Origin of the sequence: Ensifer sp. ENS06, from assembly GCF_014852205.1 — a bacterium.
Taxonomy (GTDB): Bacteria; Pseudomonadota; Alphaproteobacteria; order Rhizobiales; family Rhizobiaceae; genus Ensifer; species Ensifer adhaerens.
The window spans coordinates 137,834-164,703 of record NZ_JACVBC010000014.1; the positions used below are offsets into that span (position 1 = coordinate 137,834).

A 26,870-nucleotide genomic window follows, 5' to 3' on the forward strand; every position below is an offset into this window, starting at 1 on the left:
GCCGGCGGGTTTTTCGTTGCGACCGGCAGCACATGGCGGCGCTGGCGCGCCCTGGCCTCGACTGCGAAAACTCCTGGAGAAACCTCACCGAGGGCGCCTATCCGATCGACGCCACACAAGGGCATCTCGATCTCCTGACGGAAGAGGCGTTACCGCTTGCGAAAAGCGCCGGCTGGTCGGGTCAGGAACCGCGACATAACGCCGTCATCCTGCTCCCTGCCTGGCACAGCGACGGAGCGCCAGTGGCCACAGCGCGTCCATGTCACCGCCTCGCCCGGCCTATCCCCCAGAACCAAGACAGAAAAAAGCCCGGGCCAAATGACCCAGGCTTCTTGAATCTGCCGAAGAGGCGCTCGATTAGAGGCCGAGGCCTTCGAAGCGCTTCTTGAACTTGGAGACGCGGCCGCCGCGGTCCATGAGCTGCTGGTTGCCGCCGGTCCAGGCCGGGTGCGACTTGGGGTCGATTTCCAGGTTCATGGTGGCGCCTTCAGAACCCCAGGTCGAGCGGGTTTCGTATTCGGTGCCGTCGGTCATGACTACCTTGATGACGTGGTAATCGGGATGGATGTCTGCCTTCATAACGATCTTCCTAGAGTTCCAGGGTCCAATTGTCGCAAGGCATTGCGACTTCGAGACCGAACACGTAAATGAAGCCGCGCACCGGCTGAACGGCCACGGCTTCCCAATTCGATGCCGTGCCTATACATCAAGGTCTGCGCGATAACAAGTGCCGCACGGAAGACTCATGGGCAATCCCTTCCTCCGTGTCTGGCGAAAGGGGTCAAGTGTCGTCAAGAGAAAACCAGGCGCCTGCGCGCAAGTCCATCCGCCCGCTCGCCACGCTCCTCCCCTATCTCGCCCGCTACCGCCATCTGGTCGTCGGCGCCGGCATTTCGCTGATCCTCGCTGCCGTGACCACGCTGGCGCTGCCGCTCGCCGTTAGGCGGATGGTCGACAACGGTTTTTCCAGTCCCGACAGCGGCTTCATCAACACCTACTTCTCGATGCTGATGATGCTCGCCATCGTGCTGGCGCTGGCAAGTGCAGCGCGCTACTACTTCGTCATCACGCTCGGCGAGCGCATCGTTGCCGACTTGAGGCGCAATGTCTTCGATCGCGTCACCCGCCTTTCCGCCTCCTTCTTCGACGTCAACCAGTCCGGCGAGATCGTCTCGCGGCTGACCGCCGACACGACGCAGGTAAAATCCGCGGTCGGCGCCACCGCCTCGGTCGCGCTGCGCAACCTGATCCTGTGTCTCGGCGCCATCGGCATGATGGTCTATACCAGCCCCAAGCTGTCGAGCCTGGTGCTGATCGCCATTCCGATCATCGTCTTCCCGCTCGTCGGCTTCGGCCGTTCCGTCCGCCGCCGCTCGCGCCAGGCGCAGGACACGCTCGCTGCCGCCTCGGCCTATGCCGGCGAGGCGATTGCCGCATCGCGCACAGTCCAGGCCTTCAATGGCGAAGGGCTTGCCAACAGCCACTTCGGAGCCGCCGTCGAGGATGCCTATGGCGCGGCGCGCGCCGCGATCAAGGCGCGCTCGGTGCTGACCGCTTTCGCCATCACCATGGTGTTCGGCAGCGTCGTCGCCGTGCTCTGGTTTGGCGCGCACGACGTACTGTCAGGTAATCTCTCCGCCGGCACGCTCAGCCAGTTCCTGCTCTATTCGGTCTTTGCCGCGGGCAGCCTCGGTTCGCTCTCGGAAGTCTGGGGCGAACTCTCGCAGGCAGCGGGTGCTGCCGAGCGGCTGAACGAGCTTCTGACCGAAATTCCCGAGATCCAGGCTCCGGAAAATCCCGTCGCCATGCCGGTCCCGGCGACCGGCGCCATCGCCTTCGACGACGTTCATTTCGCCTACCCGTCGCGACCCGACTACAAGAGCCTCAACGGCCTCAGCTTCAACATCGCGCCCGGCGAGACCGTTGCGATCGTCGGACCGTCCGGCGCCGGCAAGAGCACTGTGTTCTCCATGCTGCTTCGCTTCTACGACCCTGCCAAGGGCGCCGTGCGCGTTGATGGCGTCGACATTCGCACCGTCGATCCGAAGGATCTGCGCGACCGCATTGCGATCGTGCCGCAGGATGTGACGATGTTCGCCTCGTCCGTGCATGACAACATCGCCTTCGGCATGCCGAATGCCAGCCGCGAGGCGGTGCGTGCCGCCGCCGTCGCCGCGCAGGCGGACGAGTTCATCAACAGGCTCGACAAGGGTTACGACACCTATGTCGGCGAACGTGGCGTTACACTTTCCGGCGGCCAGCGCCAGCGCATCGCCATCGCCCGCGCCATCCTCAAGAACGCGCCGGTGCTGCTTCTCGACGAAGCAACCTCGGCCCTCGACGCCGAGAGCGAGACGCTGGTCCAGAAGGCGCTCGACGGCCTGCTGCACGAGCGCTCGACCATCATCATCGCCCATCGGCTGGCGACCGTGCTGAAGGCCGATCGTATCCTGGTGCTCGATCATGGCCGCATCGTCGAGGAAGGAACCCACGCCTCCCTGATCCGTCAGGGCGGACTCTACGCCAAGCTTGCGCGGCTGCAGTTCAACCATGGCGCAGAGGCCCTGTTCGTCAACGTGCAGAGCTAAACGCACCGCACGGCGCGAAAAGCGTCCTCCGATTTGCCGTAAAGCGGTTGCCGACGGGAGGCCGAGCCCTATTGTTAGGGGGCCGGCCGAGGAGGCCGGTATCGCTTTCTGCTGAATTGATCGGGAGGACTACCGCATGGCATTTTCGCACCTGACCCGGCGTGCCACTCTGGCGCTGGGCCTGATGGCGCTGACGGCGCTGCCCCTTGGCTCGACGGCACTCGCCCAGGACTTCCCCGACCGGCCGATAACGCTCGTCGTTCCCTTTGCCGCCGGCGGTTCCACCGACGTGGTTGCCCGCATCGTCGCGCAGAAAATGTCGGAGGACCTCGGCCAACAGGTGATCGTCCAGAACGTTGCCGGCGCCGGTGGCAATCTCGGCGCAGACAACGTCGCCCGCGCCGATCAGGACGGCTATACGATCCTGATGGGCACGGTCGCCACCCACGCGCTCAATCCGCTGATCCTGAAGACCAAGCCCTACGATCCCGAAAAGGATTTCGCGCCGATCTCCCTGCTCGTCGTCGTGCCCAACGTGCTCGTCGTCAATCCGGAACTCCCGGCCAAGGACGTTGCGGAACTGCTGGCACTCCTGAAGGCCAAGCCCGACGAGTACAGCTATGCGTCTTCCGGCAACGGCACGCCGCTGCACCTCTCCGGCGAACTCTTCAAGAAGATGGCCGGCGTCAGCATGCAGCACATCCCCTACAAGGGCGCAGGCCCAGCGCTGAACGATGTCATCGGCAACCAGGTGCCGATCATGTTCGACAACCTCCCCTCCTCCTCCAGCCACATCAAGGCGGGAACGCTGAGGGCGCTTGCGGTGACCACGGCGGAACGGGCACCGTCCTTCCCGGATGTGCCGACAGTCGCCGAGGCCGGCATTCCGGGCTACGAGACCTACACCTGGAACGCGCTCTTCGCCCCGGCCAACACGCCTCAGCCGGTCGTCGCCCGCCTCAACGAGGCGGCCAACAAGGCGCTGAAGGATCCCGCTGTCGTCGAGCGCATGAAGGAATTCAGCGCCACTATTGTCGGCTCGACGCCGGAAGAGCTGGAAGCCCATGTGAAAGCCGAATTGGCGAAGTGGACGCCGGTCGTTCGTGACGCCAATGTGCAGATGGATTGACGATCAGAACGAGCGGGGGCCCTCATCCGGCTGCCGCCACCTTCTCCCCGCAGGCGGGGAGAAGGGACTTGTGGCGCGGTCCGTGCGTATGCGCCAGCACATACGATGTTACTCGGTTGCCTGAACCTCGATGTACCGCGCCGCCTCGGCGGCGATTACACGTGAGGGTATCGTTGCACAATCGACCGTCACCTCCCCGCTTGACGAGAAGAGGGCTAGGATGAGGGGCAAATACGCGGCAAGGAGCCATCACACCCCGGCAGCACCCCGCCCCGCGGCCCGGCCGGAAAAGATGCAGCCGCCGAGGAACGTGCCTTCGAGCGCGTTGTAGCCATGCATGCCGCCCCCGCCGAAGCCGGCGACTTCGCCGGCAGCGTAGAGACCGGGCACCGGCTCGCCCGATTGCTCCAACACCTGGCCTGACAAGTTGGTTTGAAGCCCGCCCAGCGTCTTGCGCGTCAGGATATGCAGCCGAACGGCAATCAGTGGGCCGGCCTTGGGATCGAGCAGCCGATGCGGTTTGGCCGTGCGCAGCAGCCGGTCGCCGCGATAGGCGCGCGCACCGCGGATCGCGGTCACCTGCGCGTCCTTGGAGAATGCGTTGGTAATTTCCCGGTCGCGCGCCTCGATCTGCTGCCGCAAGTGCTCCAGTGACAGCCGGTTCTCACCGGTCAGCGCATTCATCGCCGGCACCAGGTCTTCGAGCCGGTCGCGCACGATGAAATCCTCGCCCTTGTCCATAAACGCCTGGACCGGCCCCGGCGGGTTCTTGCCGAGCCGCTTTAACAGAAGGGCGATGCTCTTGCCGGTGAGATCGGGATTCTGCTCCGAACCGGAAAGCGCGAACTCCTTTTTGATGATCGCCCGCGTCAGCACGAACCAGCTGTAATCATGACCGCTGTCGCGGATCGCCTTCAACGTGCCGAGCGTATCGAAGCCGGGCATGGCCGGCGCCGGAAAACGGTTGCCGTCGGCGTCGCACCAGAAGGATGAAGGCCCCGGAAGGATGCGGATGCCATGGTCCGGCCAGATCGGATCGAAGTTCTTCAACCCCTCCGTATAGTGCCACATGCGATCCGCATTGATGACCGCGCCGCGCGCCTGGCTGGCGATCTCCAGCATGCGCCCGTCGACATGGTGGGGCACGCCCGCGACCATCGTCGCCGGCGGCTGGCCGAGCCGCTTGCGCGGCCAGTTGCGGCGCACCAGATCATGGTTTCCGCCGATACCGCCTGACGTGACGACGATCGCGCCCGCCGAAATCTCGAAATCGCCGACGATGTCGCGGGAGCTGCGCTTACCGCGCCCGACCGGATCGTCCTTGAGCAGCGCACCGCGCGCACCCGTCACGCGGCCGTCGGTGGTCACAAGTTCATCCACCCGATGGCGGAAGCGGAAGCGCACGAGACCACGACTTTCCGCCTCGCGCGTCAACCGGATGAACGGTTCGAGCACCGCCGGGCCGGTACCCCAGGTGACGTGAAAGCGCGGCACCGAATTGCCGTGCCCGTGGGCGAGCCCACCGCCACGCTCCGCCCAGCCGACCACGGGAAACCAGCGCATGCCGAGCGAGTGCAGCCAGGAGCGCTTCTCGCCCGCGGCAAAGTCGAGATAGGCTTCGGCCCAGAGCCGTGGCCAGTGGTCCTCCGGACGGTCGAACTGCGAGGAGCCCACCCAGTCCTGCCCGGCAAGCTCGCGGGTGTCGCGGATGCCCATGCGGCGCTGTTCAGGGCTGTCGACAAAGAACAGGCCGCCAAGCGACCAGAAGGCCTGTCCGCCAAGATTCTGTTCCCCTTCCTGGTCGAGCACGATGACCCTGCGGCCGAGTGCCGCCGCCTCCGCTGCGGCGACAAGGCCGGCAAGCCCCGCGCCGATAACCAAAACGTCGCAATCCATGAAATGCTCTCCCCCTCGCATCCCATCCGGCCCCCCACGCACTGACACGCAAAGGCCGCCGCAGCCATTCAGATGGCTGCAGAAATTGTTACGCGTACGTCAAGGTCAATTCAAGCGTCAGGCTGCGTCGCCCGACGACGGGATACGCGGAGAGCGAAGTCTATTTCTCGGTCAGCTTGAGCTCGATGCGGCGGTTCTGCGCCCGCGCCTCAGGGGTTTCACCCGGTGCAATCGGCTGGTACTCGCCAAAGCCCGCAGCCACTAGCCGATCTGCTGGCACGCCCTTCGAGATCAGGAACTTGACCACGGAGGTCGCGCGCGCCGACGAAAGCTCCCAGTTGTCGGCGAAGCGCCCGGCGCCTGAAAGCTGCACATTGTCCGTGTGGCCGTCGACGCGCAGCACCCAGTTGATTTCGGCGGGGATTTCCTTGGCGAGGTCGAGCAGCGCGGTGGCGAGCTTGGCCATTTCCGCCTGCCCTTCCGGATTGAGGTCGTTGCCACCAGAGGGAAACAGCACCTCCGACTGGAAGACGAAGCGGTCGCCGACGATGCGGATGTTTTCACGGTCGGAGAGAATTTCCCGGAGGCGTCCGAAGAAGTCCGAGCGGTAGCGGTTGAGTTCCTGCACCCGCTGGGCAAGCGCCACGTTCAGCCGGCGTCCGAGATCGGCGATCTTGGTCTGCGACTGCTGGTCCTTGGCTTCCGACGCCTGAAGCGCGACTTCGATGGCGGCGATCTGGCTGCGGAGCGCGGCGATCTGCTGGTTCAGCAGCTCGATCTGGCTCATGGCCCGGGCGCTGACTTCACGCTCGGTCTCAAGCTCAGAGCCGAGACGGCCGATCTTCTGGTTGGCGGCGTCCGTGCTCCCGGCGCCCTGGTCGAGCAGGGCCTGCAGCCGTGAGCGTTCGCCTTCGGACGTGGCGAGCGACGCCTGCAGATTGGCAAGCGAATCCTCGAGATCCTGCTTGCCGCTCTTTTCGAGCGCCAGAAGCTGGGTGAGTTCGTTGATCTGGCTGTTCAGCCGCGTCAGCACCTCGTCCTTGCCGCTGATTTCGCGACTGAGCAGAAACTGTGCAAGGACGAAGACGGTCAGCAGGAACATGATCGACAGCAGCAGCGTCGACAGTGCGTCGACGAAGCCCGGCCAATAGTCGATCGTGCGCTGAGAGCGGCCTTTTCGGGCAAGCGCCATGGATTACTCTCCTCCGGCCTCTTCCACGCGCGCCTTGGCCGACACGGCCGGCTTGTCATGCGCAGGCGACCGGTCGGAGATGCCGACCCGCGATGCCAGCTTGTCGAGCGTCTTGCGCATCGCCTTGGCTTCGTCCTGCTGAGCCTCGATCCAATCCCGCAGCATCTGCTGTTCGCCGCGCATGTTCTTGACCAGCCCTTGAATGCCTTCGGCGAGGCTTGCCATGGCCGCGGTCGTGCGCTGGTTCGCGCCGCCCTCATGGTTGAGGCGGACGAGCTGGTCGGTGAGCCTCTTCAGCTCCTCGACCGGCGCGCCGGCGGGCAGATCGAGCGCCGGCGAAAGTTCCGAGCCGACGTCCGTCACGGAGGAGAGCCAGTTTTCAAGCTCGGTGTAGAAGCGGTTCTGCGCGCGCCCGGCCTGCAGATCGAGAAAGCCGAGGATCAGCGAACCGGAAAGGCCGAAAAGCGACGTCGAAAACGCCGTGCCCATGCCGGTGAGCGGTGCCGACAGGCCATTCTTCAGCGCCGAGAGGATGTCTTCCGTCGTTCCCGATCCGGCATCCAGAGACTGGATGACCGTGTTGATCGAGCCGATCGTTCCAAGAAGGCCCCAGAAGGTGCCGAGCAGGCCGAGAAACACCAGAAGCCCGGTCAGGTAACGCGAAATGTCACGCGATTCGTCGAGGCGGGTGGCGATGGAATCGAGGATCGACCGCAGCGCCGTGGTCGAGATCGCCGTCTGGCGACCGCCGATCAGCGCCCGCATCGGCGCAAGCAGCACCGGATCGCGCCCGACCTTGTCGGCGCTGCCGGCGGCACGAAACGAGTTGAACCAGCGCACCTCGGGGCGCAAGCCCAGCACGTGGTTGAAGACGAGCAGGATGCCGATCAGAAGGACACCGAGGATCAGGCCGTTGAGGCCCGGATTGGCGAGAAAGGCGTTTTGGGCCTGACGGAAGAGGATTGCACCCACGAAGCCGACGATGATCAGAAAGACCACCATCGTCCAGAAATAGTGCATGGGGCTCGAGAGCTTGTGCGGGTTGTAGCCGTCTTCCATACCTTCCCGACCGTTCCACCCGGACAGATGCAGTTTCGTCATGGGTATGAGTATCTCCCGCTTCACTTGACGGAACGGCGCCGCGCCGGCCCGGAGCCTATCGCATAATTCCTGAAACCGAAATCGATTCAAGGGCCAATTTGTGTATGCAGCCGGGATCACGCCACGGCCTGCAGGTCGCCAGTTAGGCACAGGCCTGTGGCGGTGTCGTGTTGCACCGCCCAGCTTCGCGCCAAAAACAAAGCCTCCGATGCGGGGTGCGCATCGGAGGCTTCGGAACGAACGGGATTGCGACTTACTTCGTCGGCACCGGGCGGTGAACGACTTCCGTCAGCGCCTTGACGATGTATTCGTTGCCGCAGATGACCGAACCGTCATCGACCGGGCGGGCGCCGCCGTTGATATCGTGCGTCCAACCACCGGCTTCGCGAATGAGAAGCACACCGGCGGCAATATCCCAAGCGGCAAGGTCGCGCTCCCAGTAGCCGTCGAAACGGCCGGCAGCGACATAGGCAAGATCGAGCGCAGCCGAGCCCATGCGGCGGATACCTGCAACTTCGCCCATCACATGGCGCAGTTCGATCAGGTACTTGCCGTGGTTGCCGCGGCCAAGATGCGGCGTGCCGGTGGCGATGACGGCATCGGAAAGATGCTTGCGTGCAGCGACGCGCAAACGACGGTCGTTGAGGAAGGCGCCACCGCCGCGCTCGGCCGTGTAGAGTTCATCGGTTGCCGGGTTGAAGACGACAGCGCCGACGATCTCGCCCTGGCGCTCCAGTGCGATCGAAACTGCGAAATGCGGAATGCCGTGCAGGAAGTTGGTGGTGCCGTCGAGCGGATCGACGATCCAGCGGTGCGCACCGTCGGTGCCGATGATCTCTTCGCCTTCCTCGCCGAGGAAGCCATAGGTCGGGCGAGCCTTCAGGAGTTCTTCGCGAATGAGCTTTTCGGCCTTACGATCGGCCTGCGAAACATAGTCGCCCGGTCCCTTGAGCGAGACCTGCAGGTTCTGGACTTCGCCGAAATCGCGGGACAACGACTTGCCCGCCTTGAAGGCGGCCTGAACCATGACATTGAGAAGTGCTGAACGGGCCATCTGGCGATCCCTTGAAAAACGAAGGCCGATCGAACGCGTTCGATCGGACGTTGAACCTGCTTGACGAAACATAGGCGCATTGCCGGCCCCAAGGGCAAGCTGCAAACCGTGTTCCGTCGTCAAAAAACCGAGTGAAGTCTCACTCCGCTCGCGCATTGCTGCCACTGTCATGGCGCCACGAGCAAAACCGCGGCCTCAGAACCACAAAAGCCCCGCGAGTTCAAGCGAAATAGCATTTTTGCCGGCCGGCGGCGACGGGATTCCGCCTCGCTCAGCTCCGGCGATACCTGTTGGCCGCACTCAGCGCCTGCTTCTGCTGCTCTTCATTGAGACCGAGGTAGAAGTCCTCGAGCGCATCGTCCTTGAGACCGGCACGGCGTGACAGCACATACCATTTCGCCGCCTCGACCGGGTTGGGCCTCGTGCCGATGGCATTGACATAGAGATGCGAGAGACGGTTCTGCGCCACCACGTTGCCGCCCTCGGCCGCCCGGCGCATCCAGCCGAAGCCGTCCTCCAGGTTCCGATCACCGGCAATGCCTTCGATCATCCAGATCGCGATGTCCAACTGGGCGGTATCGAAGCCCGCCCGCGCCGCACGGATCAGCCATTCGCGGGCACGCGCCCGCTTGCTTTCCTCGATGCCGTCGACATTGACCAGGATCTGCGACAACGCATATTGCGCGTCGGCAATGCCCTGTTCGGCCGACTTCTCGTAATAGGGCATCGCCAGCTTCAATCCCTTCGGCCCGGGATTGTCGGCAACGAGCGTCTGGCCGTAGTTGAACTGTGCCGAGCCATTGCCGAGATCGGCCGCCTTCTTCATCAGCTCTTCGGACTTTTTCCGGTCACGCTTGGCATAGCGCCCCTCCATCAGGATCAGGGCATATTTGAACATCGCCGCCGGGTCGCCTTTTTCCGCCGCCTGGCCGTACCAGAAGGCGGCCTGCTGCGGGTTGCGCACGACGCCAAGCCCCTGCTGCAAGATTTCGGCAATGAGCGTCTGTGCCGCAGGATCGCCGAGCTGCGCCCGTGGCAGCGCCAGATCCATTGCGGTCAGGTAATAGCCGCGCTGAAACGCGCCGTAGGCGTCGTCGACCTTGCCGGCAAAGGGTTTTTCTGCCGGCAGCGCCGGCAATTCGGCGCCCATGCGATCAAAGACACCCACGCCTCCAGATGGCGCCGTGCCGTCCGCCGGCTTCTTGTCCGAAGCCGCGTTCGATTTGTCGCCAGTCTCGGCTCCTTCGGGCATCGCCGCGCCGTTGAAGGGCGTGATCCGGCCACGCTTTTCGACGCCGGCATCGTCGCTTGCGGACGGCTTCTCCTGCGCATGCGCCGGCAGCGCCAGGGCAACGGCCAGGGCGACAAGGGAAAGACCTCGACTCAATCTGGAAGACGGACGGTTCAACATCGAAACGTCTTAATCTTCAAACCGTGGCGCTTTTTCGTCAAGCAACGCGTTGACCGCGGCAACGACGGAGGGCGCCTGCCCCGGCTCACCGAAGACGGCCAGACGAAGCGCCACGAACTCGGCACCGGTCTCCGCCACTGCAAGCGCCGATTGCGGATCGGTGCCGCCCATGACGATGCACGGGATCTCGATCATCGACGCCCACCATTCGGCAAGCGCGAGGTTCTTTGAATGCGCCTCCGGCTTGATGTCGCCGTCGGTCCTGCCGAAGAACACGTAGTCCGGGCGCACTTCGCCGATCTCCAGCGCATGGTGGCGGTCGGCCGCGTTGCCTCCGCCGACGATCAGCTTCGGCGTGTGCTTCTCGACCGCCTCACCGAGCACTTCGGCATTGCCGGCAACATGCAGGCCATCCGCCTTGGCGCGACCGGCAACGCGCGAGTCACCCGCGATCAGTGCTGCGGCGCCCGCCTCCTGGATGACCGGCACCAGGCGCTCGGCATGCTTCTGGAACTCGCTATCGTCGAGCCCGTATTGCGGCACGATCACCGAGGCGACGTCGCCACCCTTGAGCGCGTCGGCTAGCACCTTGGCACGTTCCGCCGCATCGGGCATGTCGGGCGCGATCAGCACCAGGCGGCAGCGTTCTGTTGTCATGCTCAGATATCCATTTCCGGCTGTGCCGCGTAAGCCGCGAAACCAGCGCTCGATTTCATTTCCGAAAACCGATAGACGGAGACTGCAAAAGGATCAACAGCCACCCATGCTTCCGGATCTCGACTTCTACCTTATCGCCATCCCGGCCGTTCTGCTTGTCGGCCTCAGCAAGGGCGGCATGGGGGAAGCACTTTCGCTCATGGGTGTACCGATATTGTCGATGGCGGTGTCGCCCGTCCAGGCCGCCGCCCTTCTCCTGCCGATCCTGATCGCGATGGATCTTGTATCGCTCTGGATGTGGCGCAAGCATGGCGACCGCAAGACCCTTTTCATGCTTTTGCCCGGCGCCATTGCCGGCATCGTCATCGGCTGGGCAACCTCCGCCTATGTCTCGCGTGACCTGCTCCGCCTGATCATCGGCCTGATCACCGTGCTCTTCGTGCTTCGCTACGTCTACAACATCTGGCGCATGCGCCTCGGCATCACCATCGCGCCGAAGACGCAGCGGGCCGGGCCGGCGGCGCTTTGGGGCTCATTCGCCGGCTATGGCAGCTTCGTTGCGCATGCCGGCGGCCCGCCCTTCCAGATCTACGCGCTGCCACTGCAGCTCGACCCGCGCGAATATACCGGCACGATCGTGCGCTTCTTCGCGATCCTGAACGCGGTGAAGCTCATTCCCTATTTCGCGCTCGGGCAACTCGACCTCAGCAACCTGAAAATCTCGGCGACGCTCTTTCCGCTGGCGATCGTCGCGACCGTGTGCGGCGCCTTTATCGTTCGCCGCATGAAGCCGCAGATCTTCTACCCCTTCATGTATAGCATGGCCTTCATCGCGGGCTCGAAGCTGCTCTGGGACGGTATCGTCGGCCTCGCTGCGGGCGGCTGAGCCGCCACCCAAGTATTACGGAAATATTGCAAAGCAAAATTAGCGTTTCGCACCGCACAAAATTCTTGCTGCCTTGCAAAAATTCGCCTAACGTCCGCCCATGACGATCGCGGACCCTTTCGATGCCATTGCGGACCCGAACCGGCGCCACCTGCTGGAGGAATTGCGGCGCGCGCCGAAAACCGTGAACGAGCTGGCCGAAGGCTTGCCGATCAGCCGTCCGGCCGTATCGCAGCACCTGAAAGCCTTGCTGGACTGCAATTTGGTCTCGGTCTCGGCGAGCGGCACGCGGCGGATCTATGCGATCAACCGGCCGGGGTTTGACCGCCTCAACCTCTGGCTCGACCAGTTCTGGTCTTGAGCTTGGAAGCGACGACCCGGAAAACAAGAGGACCGGGCGTCAAGCCCGGCCCGAAATTCCATATATTCCACTGTGGGGGATTGGTTCTAAACCTTGTTGCGCCTACTCAGAGGGGAGATGGCGCTTCCCGATGGTTCTGGGAAATACCGTTGATAATCAGTGAGTCGAGGAGCGAAGCCTTTCGATTTCGTCCTTGATGCGCAGCTTCCTTCGCTTGATATCGGTAATCAGTTCGTCTTCCACGGACGGCTGATTCATCGCTACGTGGAGCTCCTGCTCCAGGGCGCCATGTTTTTTCTCAAGCGTTGCAAGATGAGCCTCAACAGTCATTTGGCAGTCCCTTCCTTTTGCTTGCATCCGGCACGCAAATGCCGGATGTTTCATGGTTGTAACCTTACTACTGTGCCATGCCATTTTTCATTTGTCGAAGGCGAAATGATGACGAGGGATAACTTCCCGTTACCGCCCAAGATGTGATAGAGCGGCGCATGAAATTCCGGTTCGAGGAGGACTTCGCAACCGGGCTGATGGGGATCGCTTTGCATGCCGGACCAGGACCAGGCCGAACTCAGACTGACCGCCGCGCGGCTGAGGCAGGAACATGAAGACTATGATGCTGCCATCAACGCCATGATCGAGACCGGCTGCGACGCGCTCAGAGTGCAGCGCATGAAGAAGAAGAAGCTGGCGATCAAGGACAAGATCAGCAAGATCGAAGACCAGATCATTCCCGATATCATCGCCTGAACGCGGAACAGGACAGACGTGATCGACACCACGACCCCACCCGTCGCCATCATCATGGGAAGCCAGTCGGACTGGGAGACGATGAAGAACGCCGCCGATACGCTCGACGCGCTCGACATTCCCTATGAGGCACGCATCGTTTCGGCCCATCGCACGCCCGATCGGCTTGTCAGCTTCGCCAAGGGCGCCCGCGACGAGGGCTTCAAGGTCATCATCGCCGGTGCCGGAGGTGCTGCGCACCTGCCCGGCATGTGTGCCTCGATGACGCCGCTGCCGGTCTTCGGCGTCCCCGTCCAGTCGAAGGCGCTTTCCGGCCAGGACAGCCTGCTGTCGATTGTCCAGATGCCGGCCGGCATCCCGGTCGGAACGCTGGCGATCGGCCGCGCCGGTGCCGTCAACGCTGCACTCCTTGCCGCAGCCGTCCTTGCGCTTGGCGACGAGGACCTCGCCGACCGGCTCGACGACTGGCGCGAACAGCAGACCATTGCCGTTGCCGAGTATCCGGTGGACGAGGCATGACCACCATCGGCATTATCGGCGGCGGCCAGCTCGGCCGCATGCTGGCGATGGCAGCCGCCCGACTGAACTTCCGCACGGTCATCCTCGAGCCGCAGGTCGACTGTCCGGCTGCCCAGGTCGCAAACGACCAGATCGTCGCTGCCTATGACGACGAAGCCGCGCTCGGAAAGCTTGCTGAAGTCAGCGACATCATCACCTACGAATTCGAGAACGTTCCGGTCGCGGCTGCCGAGCGACTGGCGGCAAAACGCCCCGTCTTCCCGCCACCGAAAGCGCTGGAAGTCGCGCAGGACCGCCTCACCGAGAAGCGCTTCATCAACGGCTGCGGCATTGCCACGGCGTGCTTCCATGCCGTCGACAGCCAGGCCGACCTTGAAGCGGCACTTGCGGATTTCGGCGGGACCGGCGTGCTGAAAACCCGTCGCCTCGGCTATGACGGCAAGGGACAGCGCGTCTTCCGCTCGACGGCAGACAGCCCGGCGGGCGCTTTCGCAGCACTCGGCGGCGTACCGCTGATCCTCGAAAGCTTCGTGCCCTTCGAGCGCGAAATCTCGATCATCGCCGCCCGCGCACCCGATGGCGCCGTTTCCTGTTTCGATCCGGCGGAAAACGTGCATCGCAACGGCATCCTCCATACCTCGACGGTCCCGGCAGAGATCGGTGCAGCGACCGGCGCAGCGGCACGGGTTGCCGCCAAGGCGATCCTCGACGCGCTCGGCTATGTCGGCGTCATCGGCGTCGAGTTCTTTGTGCTCGCCGACGGCAGCCTGATCGTCAACGAGATGGCGCCCCGCGTGCACAATTCCGGCCACTGGACGGAAGCTGCCTGCGTCGTCTCGCAGTTCGAGCAGCATATCCGTGCCGTCGCCGGACTGCCGCTCGGCAATCCGCGTCGCCATTCGGACTGCGTCATGCAGAACCTGATCGGCGACGACCTCGACACGGTCCCCACATGGCTTGCCGAGGATGACGTGCTGGTGCACCTCTACGGCAAGACCGAGGCCCGCGCCGGCCGCAAAATGGGCCACGTCACGCGGCTCGTCCGCGGCTGAGGACCATAGAAATGCGGGGCAAGACACCAAAATGGGGCGTCTTGTGGTTGACACACCAGGGGTGACACGGTATTTGCCATCCCACCTTAAAGGAGCGCGCTCACGGGCGCGCTTTTGATTGTTAGAGATACCGGGCGAATTTTCATTCCCCGAAACCTGCGGATCAGGAAAATGAAGATCAAGAATTCGCTCAAGTCGCTCAAGACCCGCCACCGCGAAAACCGTCTGGTTCGTCGCAAGGGCCGCATCTACATCATCAACAAGTCCAACCCGCGCTTCAAGGCTCGTCAGGGCTGATACCCGACAGGGGACTTGGGGACAGCGCTCAAGCGATGTCCCAGAATTGATTTTGAAGTTATTCCGTGGCGAGCTAACATGCTCGCCATGCGAGTTTTTATACCCTTGATTCTGGCGTGTTCCGCCCTGCTCGCCACCTCCACGGGAGCTGGCAATGTTTCCTTCGCGGCGGAAGCCTCGACCCAACCGGAAGCAACCAGCCTCACCACCCCGAAGCAGCGCCTCGACACCCTGTTCGCCGACCTGAAAAAGGAACGCGACCCCGACAAGGCACGCGAGCTCTCCAACCAGATCCGCATCGAGTGGCAGGATTCCGGCAGCGCCACCGTCAACCTGCTGATGCAATGGGCCGACAAGGCGATCACCGACAACAAGCAGCCGGCCGCTCTCGATATCCTCGACCAGGTTATCGCCCTTGCACCCAATTATGTCGAAGGCTGGAACCGCCGCGCGACACTGCATTACGCGATGGGCAACTACCGGAAATCCATGTCGGACATCAATCGCGTACTGTCGATCGAGCCCCGCCACTTTGGCGCACTTGCCGGCATGGCGGCAATCCTCGGCGCCTCCGGCAAGGATGAGCTTGCCATGCGGGCCTGGGAACAGTTCCTGGACATTTATCCCGCCGATCGCAAGGCGCAGGAACAACTGGGCGAACTTGCCGAGAAACTTGCCGGCAGCAAGACCTGACAACGCGCGTTCCAGTCGATTGCCAAGCCCGCCAACGCCCATCCCCTCCGACAGGACGTCGCTTCTGAAAATCGCGACAGCCGCGCGCCGTTTCATCGCACCGATCTGGATGGAATGGCATCGTCACGCCGGCGTGGACCGCCCCACGATCGTCTCGCAAGGCACCTGCGGCCGCACGAGCCTGTTCCTGCAGCGTGTCTTGAAGACCCAAGGCTTCAACGCCGACTGGGTCTGCGGAAGGCCGCGCAGCGGGCCGTTGGAGCCTGAAATCGGACCGTTCGGCTTCCTCTGCGCGAAGAGCTGGCAAAGCCACGCCTGGGTCGAATGCGGCGATTTCATCGTCGACATCACAGCCGATCAATTCGGCGCGCCTCCGGTCCTCGTTGTCGATCGCACGGACGACCGCTACAACAAAGGCAACCGGGATGGGGCACTGCCAGAGTTCGTGCTGGCCCGCCGGCGCGCCGTGGACGACATCTGGCCGCAATGGCAAAGAATAAGTGCCGGTGGCCCCAAGGGTTCGCTTACGCCTTGAAAGCCGGGCGCCGGAAGACAAATAGAGACTATGTTCCCAGTTGCGCTCCTGTCCCTTGCACTGATACTCGCCGGCGTCGCCTACAGTCTCTGGCACGCGCGTAGCTTCGCCCGGCGCTTTCCCAATGTCGGCGAACTGATCGACATCGGCGGCTACCGCATGAACAGCGTGCACCTGCCCGCCGGCGGACAAGCCGACCTCTTGCCCGTCGTCTTCATCCATGGCGCCAGCGGCAACCTGCTCGACCAGCTGCATGCCTTCGCACCGGCCCTTGACGGCCGCGCCGAGATGCTGTTCGTCGATCGCCCGGGCCACGGCTACTCGGAGCGCGGCGGGCCGGAAAACGACCTGCCGGACGGTCAGGCGGATGCGATCGCAAAGCTGATGGACAAGCGCGGCATCCGTCGCGCCGCGATCGTCGGCCACTCCTTCGGCGGCGCGATTGCAGCGAGCTTCGCCCTCAACCACCCGGACAAGACCGCCGGCCTCGTCCTGCTGGCGCCGGCGACCCATCCCTGGCCCGGCGGCATCGACTGGTATTACCGCCTGACGGCCCTGCCCTTCGTCGGCTGGCTCTTCGCCCACACGCTGGTGACGCCGCTCGGGCAGCGGCGCATCGAGGGCGGCACGCACTCGATCTTTTCGCCCAATCCACGGCCGGCCGACTACATCGACAAGACCGGCCCGCATCTCGTGCTGCGTCCCTCGACCTTCCTCAGCAATGCCCGCGACATCGCCAACCTGCACGCCTATCTGACCGCGACCGCGCCGCGCTACCGGGAGATCGCCGCACCGACGGTGATCATCACCGGCGACAGCGATGGCATCGTGCTGGCCGATATCCACTCACGCGGGCTGGCGCGCGATATCCCCGGCGCCGAGTTGCTCTGGATCGGCAATCTCGGCCATAAGCCCGACTATGTGGTCACCGATGTCATCGTCGCCGCGGTGGAGAAGCTGGCCGGCAAGCCCGGGGATCTGGATGCGGCAGTAAAGCGCGCCGAAGAAAGACTTGCCGCCGCCAAGACACCCTGATCGTGCCAGGCCATCCGTTGGGGCCGCACCTCATCTGGCAGCCTTTCTCGGCGCGCCCGTTATCCCGCTAGCTGCCATCATCAACAAAACACGAAACCCCAGGAGCGGATCAGCGCTCCTGGGGTTTCGTTGCAGTCCGAGAAAGAGAGCGGGCGTCAGACGCCGCTCATGCCGTCCGAGCCGATATAGGCGATACGCAGCATGTTGGTCGCGCCCGGGGTACCGAGCGGCACGCCGGCCGAAATGATGATGCGTTCGCCCGGCTTGCCGAAGCCTTCCGAGGCAACGATGCGGCATGCGCGGTTGACCATGTCGTCGAGGTCAGTCGCATCCTCGGTGACGACGCAATGCAGGCCCCAGACGACCGAAAGGCGGCGCGCCGTCTGCACGATCGGCGACAGCGCGATGATCGGCACCTGCGGCCGCTCGCGGGCGGCGCGCAGACCCGTCGTACCCGACGAGGTGTAGCAGACGATGGCAGAGAGCCGCAGCGTCTCGGCGATCTGGTGGGCAGCGAGCGAAATCGCGTCGGCACCGGTGGCTTCCGGCGGCGTGCGCTGCGCGTAGATGATGCTGGAATAATGCGGGTCGCGCTCGACGTTGCTGGCGATCGACGCCATGGTCGAAACGGCTTCCACCGGATATTCGCCCGAGGCCGATTCTGCCGAAAGCATGACGGCGTCCGCACCTTCGAAGACGGCCGTCGCGACGTCGGAGACTTCGGCACGCGTCGGGACCGGAGCCGAAATCATCGATTCCAGCATCTGCGTGGCGACCACTACCGGCTTGCCGGCGCGGCGACATGCGCGCGTCAGCTGCTTCTGCAGGCCCGGCACCGATTCCAGCGGCATCTCGACGCCGAGGTCACCGCGGGCAACCATCAGCGCGTCCGAGAGCTCGATGATCTCGTCGATCCGGTCCAATGCCTGTGGCTTCTCGATCTTCGACATGAGGCCGACGCGGCCGCGGGCGATCTTGCGAACTTCGGCCAGGTCTTCCGGGCGCTGCACGAAGGAGAGCGCCACCCAGTCGAATTCACCGGTCGCCAGAACGGCGTCGAGGTCGGCACGGTCCTTGTCGGTCAGCACGCCGACGGCAAGCAGCGTATCGGGCAGGCTGACGCCCTTGCGGTCGGAGATCTTCGTGCCGGCGACGACCGTCGTGACGATGCTCTTGCCATCGGTCTTTTCAGCCTTCAGGTGCAGCTTGCCGTCGTCGATCAGCAGGCGATGGCCGGGCTTGACCGCTTCGAGGATCTCCGGATGGGGCAGATAGACGCGGGTGTTGTCGCCAGGCTCGTCCTTGTTGTCGAGCGTGAAGGTCTGGCCGACCTTCAGGTCCACCTTGCCTTCCGCGAACTTGCCGACGCGCAGCTTCGGTCCCTGCAGGTCGCCGAGGATGCCGATCGGCCGGCCACAGCGCGCCTCGACCGCGCGGATGCGCTGCACCAGCGTGCGCATCACGTCGTGGCTCGCATGGCTCATATTGATGCGGAACAGATCGGCCCCGGCCTCGTGCAGCTTCTGGATCATCTGCTCGTCCGAAGACGCCGGTCCGAGCGTTGCGAGGATTTTGACTTTTCTGTTCCGCTTCATCAATTCTGGCTTTCCTGCGTGCCGGACGGATCCGAAAGCTGAACCATCCAGCTTCCCTGCCGTCCCGTGTCGTACTCTTTGAATCCCATGCGCTGGAAGCCGCGGGCGAAGCAGTCCTGCACGCCCGTGATTTTGAATTCGTTCTCGGCAACGCACATGTTGACGTCACCGGTCCAGCGGCCGCCACGGGCCGCATCTTCCGCGTAAAGATAATAATATCGTGACTGTAGCTCGCCCTCGATCAGGGTCGCGCAGGTGTTGGCAGGCACCTGCCACCAGCCTTCCGTCATCCAGCCGTCCTTGGCTCGGTAGCCGATGGCTACGCCGACCAGTGTCTGGGTGCCGTTGCACACGCGGAAGTCGGCGCGTGCGTCGCTGGCGAAAAGAAATGAGCTTGATGTTGCCAGGAGAAACAGGAGGATGCCTCCCAGTGTCGTCAGCCCCGGCTTCGCTTTGGAAAAAGGATATCTGGACACGGTTTCCGATGGAACTCCGTTTTGATTTGCGTGGCACTTTCTTGCGACGGGCAGCCCCGAAAGTCAACGTAACTCTAATCGATTACAATCGGTAAATTGCTTTCGGATTTCGATAAACAGTTGCGTTTTTCTTGCGATTGACGCCCTCGCGTGCGATCAGCGAGACGGGGCGCTGAAACGGACTGGAACGGCATGCAACACTATTCTCCCTATGAGATTATCGAAGCCAAGCCCACAACCGGGCTCGTGCTCCTTGCCGATCACGCCATGAACCGGCTGCCTGCCGAATATGGCAGTCTCGGCCTTCCCGCCGCGGCCTTCGAGCGGCACATCGCCTATGATATCGGTGTCGAAGCGCTCGTGCGGCGCCTGTCTGCGATGCTCGATGCGCCGGCCGTTCTCGGCTGCTTCTCGCGCCTGCTGATCGATCCCAATCGCGGCGAGGACGACCCGACGCTGATCATGCGGATTTCCGACGGAGCGATCATTCCGGGAAACCATCCCATCACCGATAAGGAGTGGGAAAACCGGCTGAACCGGTTCCATCGTCCCTATCACCGCGCCGTCTCCGAGACGATCGGCCGAAGCGCCGAGGCGCATGGCGCAGCACCGCTGGTCATCTCCATCCATTCCTACACGCCGGCCTGGAAGGGCGTCGCCCGTCCCTGGCACGCCGCCGTCCTCTGGGACAGCGACGGCCGCGCCGTTCGGCCACTGATCGACAGGCTCGAGGCACCGGGCGATATCGTCGTCGGCAACAATGAACCCTATGACGGCGCGTTGCGCGGCGATACCATGTTCCGGCACTGCATGGTGCCGGGCATTGCGCATGCCCTGATCGAGGTGCGGCAGGATCTGATCGCCGACGCTGAAGGCGTTGCCGCCTGGGCCGAGCGGCTGGCGCCGATCCTCGCAAGCCTGAACGCCATGCCCGAACTGCATCGGTACGAGCGGCACATCTCGCGCACCGGCGCCTATGATGAAGAGGACGAGCGACCATGACCGAACTGACCCCGGAGCAACAGATCGCCTTCGAAGCCGCCGCCTTTCGCCGGCTGGTCAACCATCTGCGCGAGCGCAGCGATGTCCAGAACATCGACCTGATGAACCTCGCCGGCTTCTGCCGCAACTGCCTGTCCAATTGGTATCGCGAAGCCGCCGAACAGGCGGGCGTTCCGCTTGCCAAGGAGGAATCGCGCGAGATCATCTATGGCATGCCCTACGAGGAATGGCGCGAGCGCAACCAGAGGGAAGCATCCGCAGAACAAAAGGCGGCGTTCGAGCTCAACCGGCCCAAAGCTGAGTGAGGAAAGGCGTATGCGGTTTTCCGCGGCATTCCGCTCTAACTCGTAAGCCGCTTCAAAATGATGGCTGGATCGAGCCGACGCAAACCGTCGTGATCAAAGGAATAGGGTCGTTTCGCCCGCCTCTGCCACGGAAATGACCGCGTTGTTGCGCAATCACCCTTGACCTTGGCGGCCGTTCGCGGCACGTCACGGCACCCAAGAAATTCCATTCCCCCTATCAAGGAGAAGACCATGTCGGATGCTCACGGCGTCGCACGCGATCAGCTTCGTGCTTTCATCGAACGGATCGAACGCCTGGAAGAAGAAAAGAAGACCATCGCCGACGACATCAAGGACGTCTATGGCGAAGCCAAGTCCACAGGTTTCGACGCCAAGATCCTGCGCAAGGTCATTTCGATCCGCAAGCAGGACCACGACGAGCGCATGGAACAGGAAGCGATCCTCGACACCTACCTCCAGGCGCTCGGCATGGTGCCGGCAGCCGACGAGGAATAAGCAAGCCTTTTTGAAGGCCGCCTGGCGGCGGCCTTCGCCTTCCGCGCGTGAACGCCGGCAGCAGAGGCTCTCAATACAGCCGGGAGCCGACATAAGGCGAAGACAGAATGCAGATACGAAAAAGCCCGCCAGGTCGGCGGGCTTTTTCGTGTCTAGGGTTTGGTGGAAGCTCAGTTGGTGCTGAACTTCTTCACTTCCATGAAGTTGACGGCATTGCCGCTGAACCGGGCCGTGTCGACGTTTGGTCCGGCGCTGCTGGAGAAGCCGGCGGCATAGACTGTCGTCGGAGCAGTACGCAGAGACTTGCTGACGAAGCGCGGCGCCTTCACCGGCTTGGAAAGCGTTGCGACGCGGCCGGTCGAAAGCGCCCATTCGGAAATGATCTTCTGGGTCAGCTTCGGCTCGGCGCGCACCGATGAGCGGGTCGCGGCATCGGCGTCGTTCTTCTTCGGTCGGCCGCCCTTGGCCGGAGCTTCCGCCTGCGTGTCGAAGGCGCTGTCGAAGATCGCGGCGCGCGCATTTGTACCCGACTGCGGCGCATAGGCTGCCATCTCGATCGGCTGCGGCTGGGCAACCGGCTGACGTTCAGCTGGCGTCGGCTGGGCAAGCGCGACACGGGTCTTGGCTTCGGCCGCCACGTCGCGCGGCGGTTCGGCGGATGCCACGACCGGGCGCTCCGCGAAGGAGGGTATCACGACCTGTGCATCGGCAACGGCGGCAAGCGCCGCGTCACCCGCGGGACGCACGGCCGGAACCGGCACGAAACCGAGCGCCTGCATGTCCGGCTCGGCATCGGCGGATGCGACGAGCGTGTTCATGTCGCGGCGGTCAAGCATTTGCGGCACAGGAACCTTCATCGAGCCGAGGTCGGCAAACTCGCTCGGCATTTCCGAGGTTGGCGGCAGGGCGGCAGCAAGGGCTTCCTGCGCCGGGTTCTTCTCCGGCGCCACCAGGGCCACGGCTACGCCACCATCGGCAGGCGCTTGCTTGAAGGCAGGCCGCACCGCCGGGACCGGCGCATTGATGTTCTGTTCGGCAGCAACCGTCGGCTCGGCGGCGACAGAACCGGCGACGCCGGGCAGCGCTTCCTGAGCGGCGGGCGCGGCAGCCGTCTGCACCTTGGCAGCAGGAGCTGCGCCACCTTCATCGTCGGCACCGGGGCCAGCTGCGATTGCCGAGGGTTCTTCATCCTCATCACCGCCGCCGCCAAAGAGCATGGCGAACAGGTTGCCGCGGCGCTTGCCGCTCGCCGTATCGCCCGGGCCCGTATCGCCGCCACCAGCGACCTGGATCGCCGACGCGCCGACGCGACGCTTGTAGTCGGCAACCGCCTGGTCATAACCCGGAAGCGGCTTGCCGTCGGACGGCAGATGCATGGTCTTGCCGTCGGGGAACAGGCGCGCCAATTCGGCACGGCTCATGCGCGGCCAGGCGCGAACGCCACCGACATCCATATGGACGAAAGGCGAGCCGGAAGTCGGGTAGTAACCGACGCCGCCCACCTGGAATTTCACGCCGATTTCACGCAGCGTCTTCAGCTTCACATCCGGCAGATAGAAGTCCATCGCCTTGCCGAGCATGTGCTGGCTCTTCTTGGCGACGCCCTTCGAACGCGAACGCAGCATGCCGTTGGTCGCCGGCGAACGATAGGCCGAAACGACGTGGATGTAATCACGCGATCCGCTCTTCTGGTAGACTTCCCAGACGAGATCGAGCAGGCGCGGGTCCATCTTCGTCGGCTCGTTGCGACGCCAGTCGCGCAGGAAACGGTTGATTTCCTGCAGACCCTTGGCGTCGTAGCGGCCATTGCGCTTGAAGGTGATCTGCGCCTTTTCCTGAGTATGAATGAAATAGAGCTTCAGTGTCCGGGTCTGGCCTGCGGCCTCCACGGGAGGAGCAAAACCAGGCGTAACGAGGGCAGCCGCAAGAGCAACGGATGTCAGAACCTGCGGCACCCGGCGGGTGACCGCCGCGCAGACTCTCGCTAAGGAGCCGAGCGGCTTCTTAAAACCGAACAAATTTGGCATTCAATCCCCGTCCGACGGACAACCGTGCTTCGCTGTCTCAGATGACTGTCAAATAAGGTGACAGCATGGCAATTTTGCCACAGTCGTCACCGCCCCTTATAATATAGTGAATACTTCACTAACAAGGTCTAAACGGCGGTGACTGAATAGCACGGCTAATGAATCGTGAATGCGTCGATTTTATGCCGCCTCTCTCAAAGGGTTATCGGGATCGATGCCATAATCCTTCAGCTTGCGGTAGAGGGTAGACCGGCCGATACCGAGCTTTCGGGCCACCTGACTCATCTGGCCGCGGTAGAATTTCAGCGCAAAACGAATCAATTCCTCCTCGACTTCGGCAAGCTTGCGCACGTCTCCGCCCTCGTCGACGCTGGCGATCGCATTCTCCATGCGCGGGTCGCTGGAGGCTTCCGCCTCCATGGATTTCGCCGCACTCACGAAGTCTGGATAGACGCTTGATGCCGTCTCGCCGCCAGCCGGCGCCCGCTCCGGTCCGCCCTCGCCCCAGGAGAAGCCCGAACGATCGGAAATCACGTAGCCGGGTATCTGAGTGGCGATCTGCGGGAAATCCTTCACCGTCAGTTCGTTGCCCTCGGCAAGCACGACGGCGCGGAAGATCGCGTTCTCGAGCTGGCGAATGTTGCCCGGCCAATCATAGGCGGTCAGAAGCGCGAGCGCACCGCTCGATACCGTCAGCGGCTGGTTCAGCCGCTGCTCGGCGGCGAAACGCTCGACGAAGGAGCGCACTAGCACAGGGATATCTTCCTTGCGTCGGCGAAGCGCCGGAATGGTGATCGGGAAAACATTGAGGCGGTAGTAGAGATCCTCGCGGAACCGCCCTTCGCGCACTTCGTTGATCAGGTCCTTGTTGGTGGCCGAGATCAGCCGCACGTTCACCTTCTGCGGATGGCGCGCGCCGATCGTCTCGACCTCGCCCTGCTGAACCGCGCGCAGCAGCTTCACCTGAACCTCGAGCGGCAAGTCGCCAATCTCGTCGAGGAACAGGGTTCCTCCGTCCGCATCGACGAACTTGCCGGTGTGCTTTTCGGTCGCGCCGGTAAAGGCACCCTTTTCGTGACCGAAGAGAATGCTCTCGACCAGATTGTGCGGGATGGCGCCACAGTTGACGGTGATGAAGGGCTTGCCGACCCTGTCGCTTGCCGACTGGATGGCGCGTGCCACCATTTCCTTGCCGACGCCGGATTCGCCCTCGAGCACGATCGGGATGTTGGACTGCGCGGCGCGGCGCGCAAGGTCGATCACCCGGATCATCGCCGGGCTTGCCGAGACGATATCGTCGAAGCCGACGGCGCCACCGCGCGGACGGCGCGAGGTTTTGACCTTGCCGTCACGACTTGCCATTTTCAGCGCATTGCTGATGGCCACGGACAGCCGTTCCGGAGAGACCGGCTTGACCAGGAAGTCGAAGGCGCCGGCCTGCATCGCGTGCACCACGGTCTCGATGCCGCCCTGTCCGGTCTGGACGATGACCGGCGTGTCGACGCCGCGCTCAGCCAGCGCTTCGAGGAAGCCGTGGCCGTTCATTTCCGGCATCAGGAGATCGAGAAGGATGACATTGATCATGCCGCCCTTGCGCTCCAGCAGCTCCAGACCGCTGCGGCCGTTATCGGCGAGATGCGCCACATGACCGAGACGCTCGATCATGTTCGTCAGCAACCGGCGCTGCACCGGATCGTCATCAATGACCAGAATGTGTGATGTCACGGAAGCCTCCTGCTCTGGACACGCGGTACTCTTTGGCCAACCTCATGTGCCAAATCACGTCAGGCATCTGTGCCATAAAGGGCTGAACATCATGTTTTGAGAAATGCTTGCATTTTATCCATTGCCGGCGATAGCAATGGGGCCCATATCGCTGCCTCTTCCTGTCACGAACGAGAGAAATCCGACGATGACCTTCCGCCCCTTCGCCCCCGAGCAATTTGTTGTCCACGCCGCCGCCGGCCAGAGCCATGGCGCCGCCGCCGACCTCGGTGACCTGCCCTCCTGGCGGCTGGAGGATCTTTATGCCTCCGCTTCCTCGGATGCGTTTCGCAACGATATGAAGAAGGCCGATGCCGACGCGATCGCCTTCGAGACCAAGTGGAAGGGCAAGCTGGCCGAAGCGGCGACGAAGAGCGGCGAAGCCGGCATCGGCGCTGCCGTGCGGGAATTCGAAGCGCTCGAAGACATCATGGGCCGCATCGCGTCGTTTGCCGGCCTCACCTATTTTTCGGACACGTCCAAGCCGGAGAATGGCAAGCTTTACGGCGATGTGCAGTCGAAGCTCACCGACATGTCGGCGCATCTCCTGTTCTTCTCCCTGGAGCTGAACCGGATCGACGACGCGATCCTCGACAAGGCACTCGAAACAGACGCGATCGCCGCCCATTACAAGCCCTGGCTGACCGACCTGCGCATGGACAAGCCCTATCAGCTCGACGACAAGCTGGAGCAGCTTTTCCTGGAAAAATCGATGACCGGTGCCGCCGCCTTCAACCGGCTGTTCGACGAGACTATGGCAAGCCTCACCTTCACTGTCGACGGTGAAGCGCTGCCGCTCGAGGTCACCCTGAACCTGCTGCAGGACCCGTCGAGCGACGTTCGCAAGAAGGCGGCGATGGCGCTGGCGGAAACCTTCAAGGCCAATATCCGCACCTTCACGCTGATCACCAACACGCTCGCCAAGGACAAGGAAATCTCCGACCGCTGGCGCGGCTTCAAGGATATTGCCGACAGCCGGCATCTGGCCAACCGCGTCGAGCGCGAGGTCGTCGATGCACTCGCCGAAGCGGTCAAGTCCGCCTATCCGCGCCTGTCGCACCGCTACTATTCGCTGAAGGCAAAGTGGCTCGGCATGGAGCAGATGGATTTCTGGGACCGCAACGCGCCGCTGCCGGAAACGCCGAACGCGCTGATCTCCTGGGACGAGGCCAAGGACACGGTGCTCTCCGCCTATAATGCCTTCGCGCCGGAAATGGCTGATATCGCCCGCCGTTTCTTCGACGAGCGCTGGATCGACGCGCCGGTGCGGCCCGGCAAGGCGCCGGGCGCCTTCGCCCACCCGACGGTGCCGTCGGCTCACCCCTATGTGCTCGTCAACTACATGGGCAAGCCGCGCGACGTGATGACGCTCGCCCACGAGCTCGGCCACGGCGTGCACCAGGTGCTTGCCGGCGGACAGGGCGCGTTGATGGCCTCGACGCCGCTGACGCTCGCCGAAACCGCGTCTGTCTTCGGCGAGATGCTGACCTTCCGCGCGCTTCTCGACCAGACGAAGGACAAGCGCGAGCGCAAGGCCATGCTCTCCCAGAAGGTCGAGGACATGATCAACACGGTCGTGCGCCAGATCGCCTTCTACGAGTTCGAGCGCAAGGTGCACACCGCGCGGAAGGAAGGCGAGCTGACGGCCGACGATATCGGTAAGCTGTGGCTGTCGGTGCAGAACGAGAGCCTTGGCCCGGCCATCCGGATTTCCGAAGGCTACGAGACCTACTGGGCCTATATCCCGCACTTCATCCATTCGCCCTTCTACGTCTATGCCTATGCCTTCGGCGACTGCCTGGTGAACTCGCTCTACGCGGTCTACCAGAACGCCGAACAGGGCTTCCAGGACAAGTACTTCGAGCTTCTGAAGGCCGGCGGCACCAAGCACCATTCCGAACTGCTCGCCCCCTTCGGCCTCGATGCCACCGATCCGTCGTTCTGGGCACAGGGACTGTCGATGATCGAAGGGCTCATCGACGAACTCGAAGCGCTTGATAAGGCCTGATCCGGACAAGGGTCCGGATCGCGGCGCGATCGACAAGACGACTTT

The 26,870-nt window shown here is 63.3% G+C and carries 27 protein-coding genes; 15 read left to right on the forward strand and 12 right to left on the reverse strand.

Features of this window, described 5'->3' with window-relative positions; genetic code table 11:
• Positions 1–357 precede the first annotated feature (357 nt).
• Positions 358–579 carry a 50S ribosomal protein L31 gene (rpmE, locus tag IB279_RS30975; protein ID WP_034806140.1) on the reverse strand — a complete coding sequence of 74 codons (222 nt, stop codon included), beginning with the start codon at positions 577–579 and terminating at the stop codon, positions 358–360.
• Positions 580–785: 206 nt separating this feature from the next.
• On the opposite strand from rpmE, the gene IB279_RS30980 reads away from it, so the two are divergent.
• The gene (locus tag IB279_RS30980; protein ID WP_034806139.1) at positions 786–2,588 is read left to right on the forward strand and encodes an ABC transporter transmembrane domain-containing protein; all 1,803 of its coding nucleotides are present in this window, start codon (positions 786–788) and stop codon (positions 2,586–2,588) included.
• Between the two features lie 136 nt (positions 2,589–2,724).
• Positions 2,725–3,717 (forward strand): tripartite tricarboxylate transporter substrate binding protein, encoded by a 993-nt coding sequence (locus IB279_RS30985; protein WP_112771792.1) that lies wholly within the window; start codon positions 2,725–2,727, stop codon positions 3,715–3,717.
• A gap of 249 nt (positions 3,718–3,966) precedes the next feature.
• Here IB279_RS30985 and IB279_RS30990 read toward each other — a convergent pair whose 3' ends face one another.
• From IB279_RS30990 to IB279_RS31015, 6 genes are all read right to left on the reverse strand, one after another.
• Positions 3,967–5,613: an FAD-binding dehydrogenase gene (locus IB279_RS30990; protein WP_112771791.1), complete on the reverse strand. Its 1,647-nt coding sequence runs from the start codon at positions 5,611–5,613 to the stop codon at positions 3,967–3,969.
• Between the two features lie 160 nt (positions 5,614–5,773).
• Complete coding sequence (locus IB279_RS30995; RefSeq protein WP_034806136.1) at positions 5,774–6,805, reverse strand: peptidoglycan -binding protein; 1,032 nt, start codon at positions 6,803–6,805, stop codon at positions 5,774–5,776.
• Positions 6,806–6,808: 3 nt separating this feature from the next.
• Positions 6,809–7,906 (reverse strand): MotA/TolQ/ExbB proton channel family protein, encoded by a 1,098-nt coding sequence (locus IB279_RS31000; protein WP_034806134.1) that lies wholly within the window; start codon positions 7,904–7,906, stop codon positions 6,809–6,811.
• Between the two features lie 253 nt (positions 7,907–8,159).
• Positions 8,160–8,960: an inositol monophosphatase family protein gene (locus tag IB279_RS31005; RefSeq protein WP_034806132.1), complete on the reverse strand. Its 801-nt coding sequence runs from the start codon at positions 8,958–8,960 to the stop codon at positions 8,160–8,162.
• Between the two features lie 271 nt (positions 8,961–9,231).
• Positions 9,232–10,371, reverse strand: a complete 1,140-nt coding sequence (locus tag IB279_RS31010) for a tetratricopeptide repeat protein (protein ID WP_034806130.1) — start codon at positions 10,369–10,371, stop codon at positions 9,232–9,234.
• A gap of 9 nt (positions 10,372–10,380) precedes the next feature.
• The gene (locus IB279_RS31015) at positions 10,381–11,028 is read right to left on the reverse strand and encodes a thiamine phosphate synthase (RefSeq protein WP_034806128.1); all 648 of its coding nucleotides are present in this window, start codon (positions 11,026–11,028) and stop codon (positions 10,381–10,383) included.
• A 106-nt stretch (positions 11,029–11,134) separates the two neighbouring features.
• On the opposite strand from IB279_RS31015, the gene IB279_RS31020 reads away from it, so the two are divergent.
• Both IB279_RS31020 and IB279_RS31025 read left to right on the forward strand, forming a co-directional pair.
• Positions 11,135–11,914, forward strand: a complete 780-nt coding sequence (locus IB279_RS31020; protein ID WP_034806126.1) for a sulfite exporter TauE/SafE family protein — start codon at positions 11,135–11,137, stop codon at positions 11,912–11,914.
• A gap of 100 nt (positions 11,915–12,014) precedes the next feature.
• Complete coding sequence (locus tag IB279_RS31025; RefSeq protein ID WP_034806124.1) at positions 12,015–12,275, forward strand: helix-turn-helix transcriptional regulator; 261 nt, start codon at positions 12,015–12,017, stop codon at positions 12,273–12,275.
• 156 nt (positions 12,276–12,431) lie between these two features.
• On the opposite strand, the gene IB279_RS31030 is transcribed toward IB279_RS31025, so the two are convergent.
• Entirely contained in the window at positions 12,432–12,605 is a 174-nt protein-coding gene (locus tag IB279_RS31030) for a YdcH family protein (RefSeq protein ID WP_034806123.1), read from the reverse strand.
• A 213-nt stretch (positions 12,606–12,818) separates the two neighbouring features.
• On the opposite strand from IB279_RS31030, the gene IB279_RS31035 reads away from it, so the two are divergent.
• The 7 genes from IB279_RS31035 (at position 12,819) to IB279_RS31065 (ending at position 17,153) form a co-directional block, all read left to right on the forward strand.
• A complete protein-coding gene (locus IB279_RS31035; protein WP_034806122.1) occupies positions 12,819–13,022 on the forward strand; it encodes a YdcH family protein in 204 nt (67 codons plus the stop codon).
• Positions 13,023–13,076: 54 nt separating this feature from the next.
• Positions 13,077–13,541, forward strand: a complete 465-nt coding sequence (gene purE, locus IB279_RS31040; RefSeq protein WP_034806641.1) for a 5-(carboxyamino)imidazole ribonucleotide mutase — start codon at positions 13,077–13,079, stop codon at positions 13,539–13,541.
• Positions 13,538–14,593 carry a 5-(carboxyamino)imidazole ribonucleotide synthase gene (locus IB279_RS31045; protein ID WP_112771790.1) on the forward strand — a complete coding sequence of 352 codons (1,056 nt, stop codon included), beginning with the start codon at positions 13,538–13,540 and terminating at the stop codon, positions 14,591–14,593. Before purE ends, IB279_RS31045 begins: the two co-directional genes overlap by 4 nt.
• A 171-nt stretch (positions 14,594–14,764) precedes the next feature.
• Entirely contained in the window at positions 14,765–14,890 is a 126-nt protein-coding gene (gene ykgO / locus IB279_RS31050) for a type B 50S ribosomal protein L36 (RefSeq protein ID WP_034806120.1), read from the forward strand.
• Between the two features lie 78 nt (positions 14,891–14,968).
• The gene (locus IB279_RS31055; RefSeq protein WP_034806119.1) at positions 14,969–15,583 is read left to right on the forward strand and encodes a tetratricopeptide repeat protein; all 615 of its coding nucleotides are present in this window, start codon (positions 14,969–14,971) and stop codon (positions 15,581–15,583) included.
• 199 nt (positions 15,584–15,782) lie between these two features.
• On the forward strand, positions 15,783–16,118 hold the full coding sequence (locus tag IB279_RS31060; protein ID WP_192340483.1) for a hypothetical protein: 336 nt from the start codon (positions 15,783–15,785) through the stop codon (positions 16,116–16,118).
• Between the two features lie 30 nt (positions 16,119–16,148).
• Entirely contained in the window at positions 16,149–17,153 is a 1,005-nt protein-coding gene (locus IB279_RS31065) for an alpha/beta fold hydrolase (protein WP_112771787.1), read from the forward strand.
• Between the two features lie 155 nt (positions 17,154–17,308).
• On the opposite strand, the gene pyk is transcribed toward IB279_RS31065, so the two are convergent.
• Both pyk and IB279_RS31075 read right to left on the reverse strand, forming a co-directional pair.
• Positions 17,309–18,748, reverse strand: coding sequence for a pyruvate kinase (gene pyk / locus IB279_RS31070; RefSeq protein ID WP_060518631.1), 1,440 nt, complete (start codon positions 18,746–18,748; stop codon positions 17,309–17,311).
• Positions 18,748–19,224: a DUF1036 domain-containing protein gene (locus IB279_RS31075; RefSeq protein ID WP_051659725.1), complete on the reverse strand. Its 477-nt coding sequence runs from the start codon at positions 19,222–19,224 to the stop codon at positions 18,748–18,750. The genes pyk and IB279_RS31075 overlap by 1 nt, the downstream gene beginning before the upstream one ends.
• 192 nt (positions 19,225–19,416) lie before the next feature.
• Between IB279_RS31075 and IB279_RS31080 the strand changes: the two genes are divergently transcribed.
• From IB279_RS31080 to IB279_RS31090, 3 genes are all read left to right on the forward strand, one after another.
• Entirely contained in the window at positions 19,417–20,226 is an 810-nt protein-coding gene (locus tag IB279_RS31080) for an N-formylglutamate amidohydrolase (protein WP_060605963.1), read from the forward strand.
• Positions 20,223–20,531, forward strand: a complete 309-nt coding sequence (locus IB279_RS31085) for a DUF1244 domain-containing protein (RefSeq protein ID WP_034806113.1) — start codon at positions 20,223–20,225, stop codon at positions 20,529–20,531. The genes IB279_RS31080 and IB279_RS31085 overlap by 4 nt, the downstream gene beginning before the upstream one ends.
• 231 nt (positions 20,532–20,762) lie before the next feature.
• Positions 20,763–21,026 (forward strand): DUF2312 domain-containing protein, encoded by a 264-nt coding sequence (locus tag IB279_RS31090; protein WP_034806111.1) that lies wholly within the window; start codon positions 20,763–20,765, stop codon positions 21,024–21,026.
• A 170-nt stretch (positions 21,027–21,196) separates the two neighbouring features.
• On the opposite strand, the gene IB279_RS31095 is transcribed toward IB279_RS31090, so the two are convergent.
• Positions 21,197–23,053 carry a DUF882 domain-containing protein gene (locus tag IB279_RS31095; RefSeq protein ID WP_034806108.1) on the reverse strand — a complete coding sequence of 619 codons (1,857 nt, stop codon included), beginning with the start codon at positions 23,051–23,053 and terminating at the stop codon, positions 21,197–21,199.
• Between the two features lie 180 nt (positions 23,054–23,233).
• Entirely contained in the window at positions 23,234–24,778 is a 1,545-nt protein-coding gene (locus IB279_RS31100) for a sigma-54 dependent transcriptional regulator (RefSeq protein WP_112771785.1), read from the reverse strand.
• A 187-nt stretch (positions 24,779–24,965) separates the two neighbouring features.
• Here IB279_RS31100 and IB279_RS31105 point away from each other — a divergent pair, with 187 nt between their 5' ends.
• Positions 24,966–26,825, forward strand: a complete 1,860-nt coding sequence (locus tag IB279_RS31105) for a M3 family oligoendopeptidase (protein WP_192340485.1) — start codon at positions 24,966–24,968, stop codon at positions 26,823–26,825.
• Positions 26,826–26,870: the final 45 nt, after the last annotated feature.

Coding starts and splice junctions, on each gene's coding strand:
- IB279_RS31015 (WP_034806128.1), bottom strand. CDS start 11,028: ATGACAACAGAACGCTGCCGCCTGGTGCTGATCGCGCCCGACATGCCC.
- IB279_RS31095 (WP_034806108.1), bottom strand. CDS start 23,053: ATGCCAAATTTGTTCGGTTTTAAGAAGCCGCTCGGCTCCTTAGCGAGA.
- ykgO (WP_034806120.1), top strand. CDS start 14,765: ATGAAGATCAAGAATTCGCTCAAGTCGCTCAAGACCCGCCACCGCGAA.
- IB279_RS30995 (WP_034806136.1), bottom strand. CDS start 6,805: ATGGCGCTTGCCCGAAAAGGCCGCTCTCAGCGCACGATCGACTATTGG.
- purE (WP_034806641.1), top strand. CDS start 13,077: ATGGGAAGCCAGTCGGACTGGGAGACGATGAAGAACGCCGCCGATACG.
- IB279_RS30985 (WP_112771792.1), top strand. CDS start 2,725: ATGGCATTTTCGCACCTGACCCGGCGTGCCACTCTGGCGCTGGGCCTG.
- IB279_RS31000 (WP_034806134.1), bottom strand. CDS start 7,906: ATGACGAAACTGCATCTGTCCGGGTGGAACGGTCGGGAAGGTATGGAA.
- IB279_RS31085 (WP_034806113.1), top strand. CDS start 20,223: ATGACCGAACTGACCCCGGAGCAACAGATCGCCTTCGAAGCCGCCGCC.
- pyk (WP_060518631.1), bottom strand. CDS start 18,748: ATGAAGCGGAACAGAAAAGTCAAAATCCTCGCAACGCTCGGACCGGCG.
- IB279_RS30990 (WP_112771791.1), bottom strand. CDS start 5,613: ATGGATTGCGACGTTTTGGTTATCGGCGCGGGGCTTGCCGGCCTTGTC.
- IB279_RS31090 (WP_034806111.1), top strand. CDS start 20,763: ATGTCGGATGCTCACGGCGTCGCACGCGATCAGCTTCGTGCTTTCATC.
- IB279_RS31045 (WP_112771790.1), top strand. CDS start 13,538: ATGACCACCATCGGCATTATCGGCGGCGGCCAGCTCGGCCGCATGCTG.
- IB279_RS31055 (WP_034806119.1), top strand. CDS start 14,969: ATGCTCGCCATGCGAGTTTTTATACCCTTGATTCTGGCGTGTTCCGCC.
- IB279_RS31105 (WP_192340485.1), top strand. CDS start 24,966: ATGACCTTCCGCCCCTTCGCCCCCGAGCAATTTGTTGTCCACGCCGCC.
- IB279_RS31030 (WP_034806123.1), bottom strand. CDS start 12,605: ATGACTGTTGAGGCTCATCTTGCAACGCTTGAGAAAAAACATGGCGCC.
- IB279_RS31080 (WP_060605963.1), top strand. CDS start 19,417: ATGCAACACTATTCTCCCTATGAGATTATCGAAGCCAAGCCCACAACC.
- IB279_RS31010 (WP_034806130.1), bottom strand. CDS start 10,371: ATGTTGAACCGTCCGTCTTCCAGATTGAGTCGAGGTCTTTCCCTTGTC.
- IB279_RS31035 (WP_034806122.1), top strand. CDS start 12,819: ATGCCGGACCAGGACCAGGCCGAACTCAGACTGACCGCCGCGCGGCTG.
- IB279_RS31005 (WP_034806132.1), bottom strand. CDS start 8,960: ATGGCCCGTTCAGCACTTCTCAATGTCATGGTTCAGGCCGCCTTCAAG.
- rpmE (WP_034806140.1), bottom strand. CDS start 579: ATGAAGGCAGACATCCATCCCGATTACCACGTCATCAAGGTAGTCATG.
- IB279_RS31020 (WP_034806126.1), top strand. CDS start 11,135: ATGCTTCCGGATCTCGACTTCTACCTTATCGCCATCCCGGCCGTTCTG.
- IB279_RS31025 (WP_034806124.1), top strand. CDS start 12,015: ATGACGATCGCGGACCCTTTCGATGCCATTGCGGACCCGAACCGGCGC.
- IB279_RS31065 (WP_112771787.1), top strand. CDS start 16,149: ATGTTCCCAGTTGCGCTCCTGTCCCTTGCACTGATACTCGCCGGCGTC.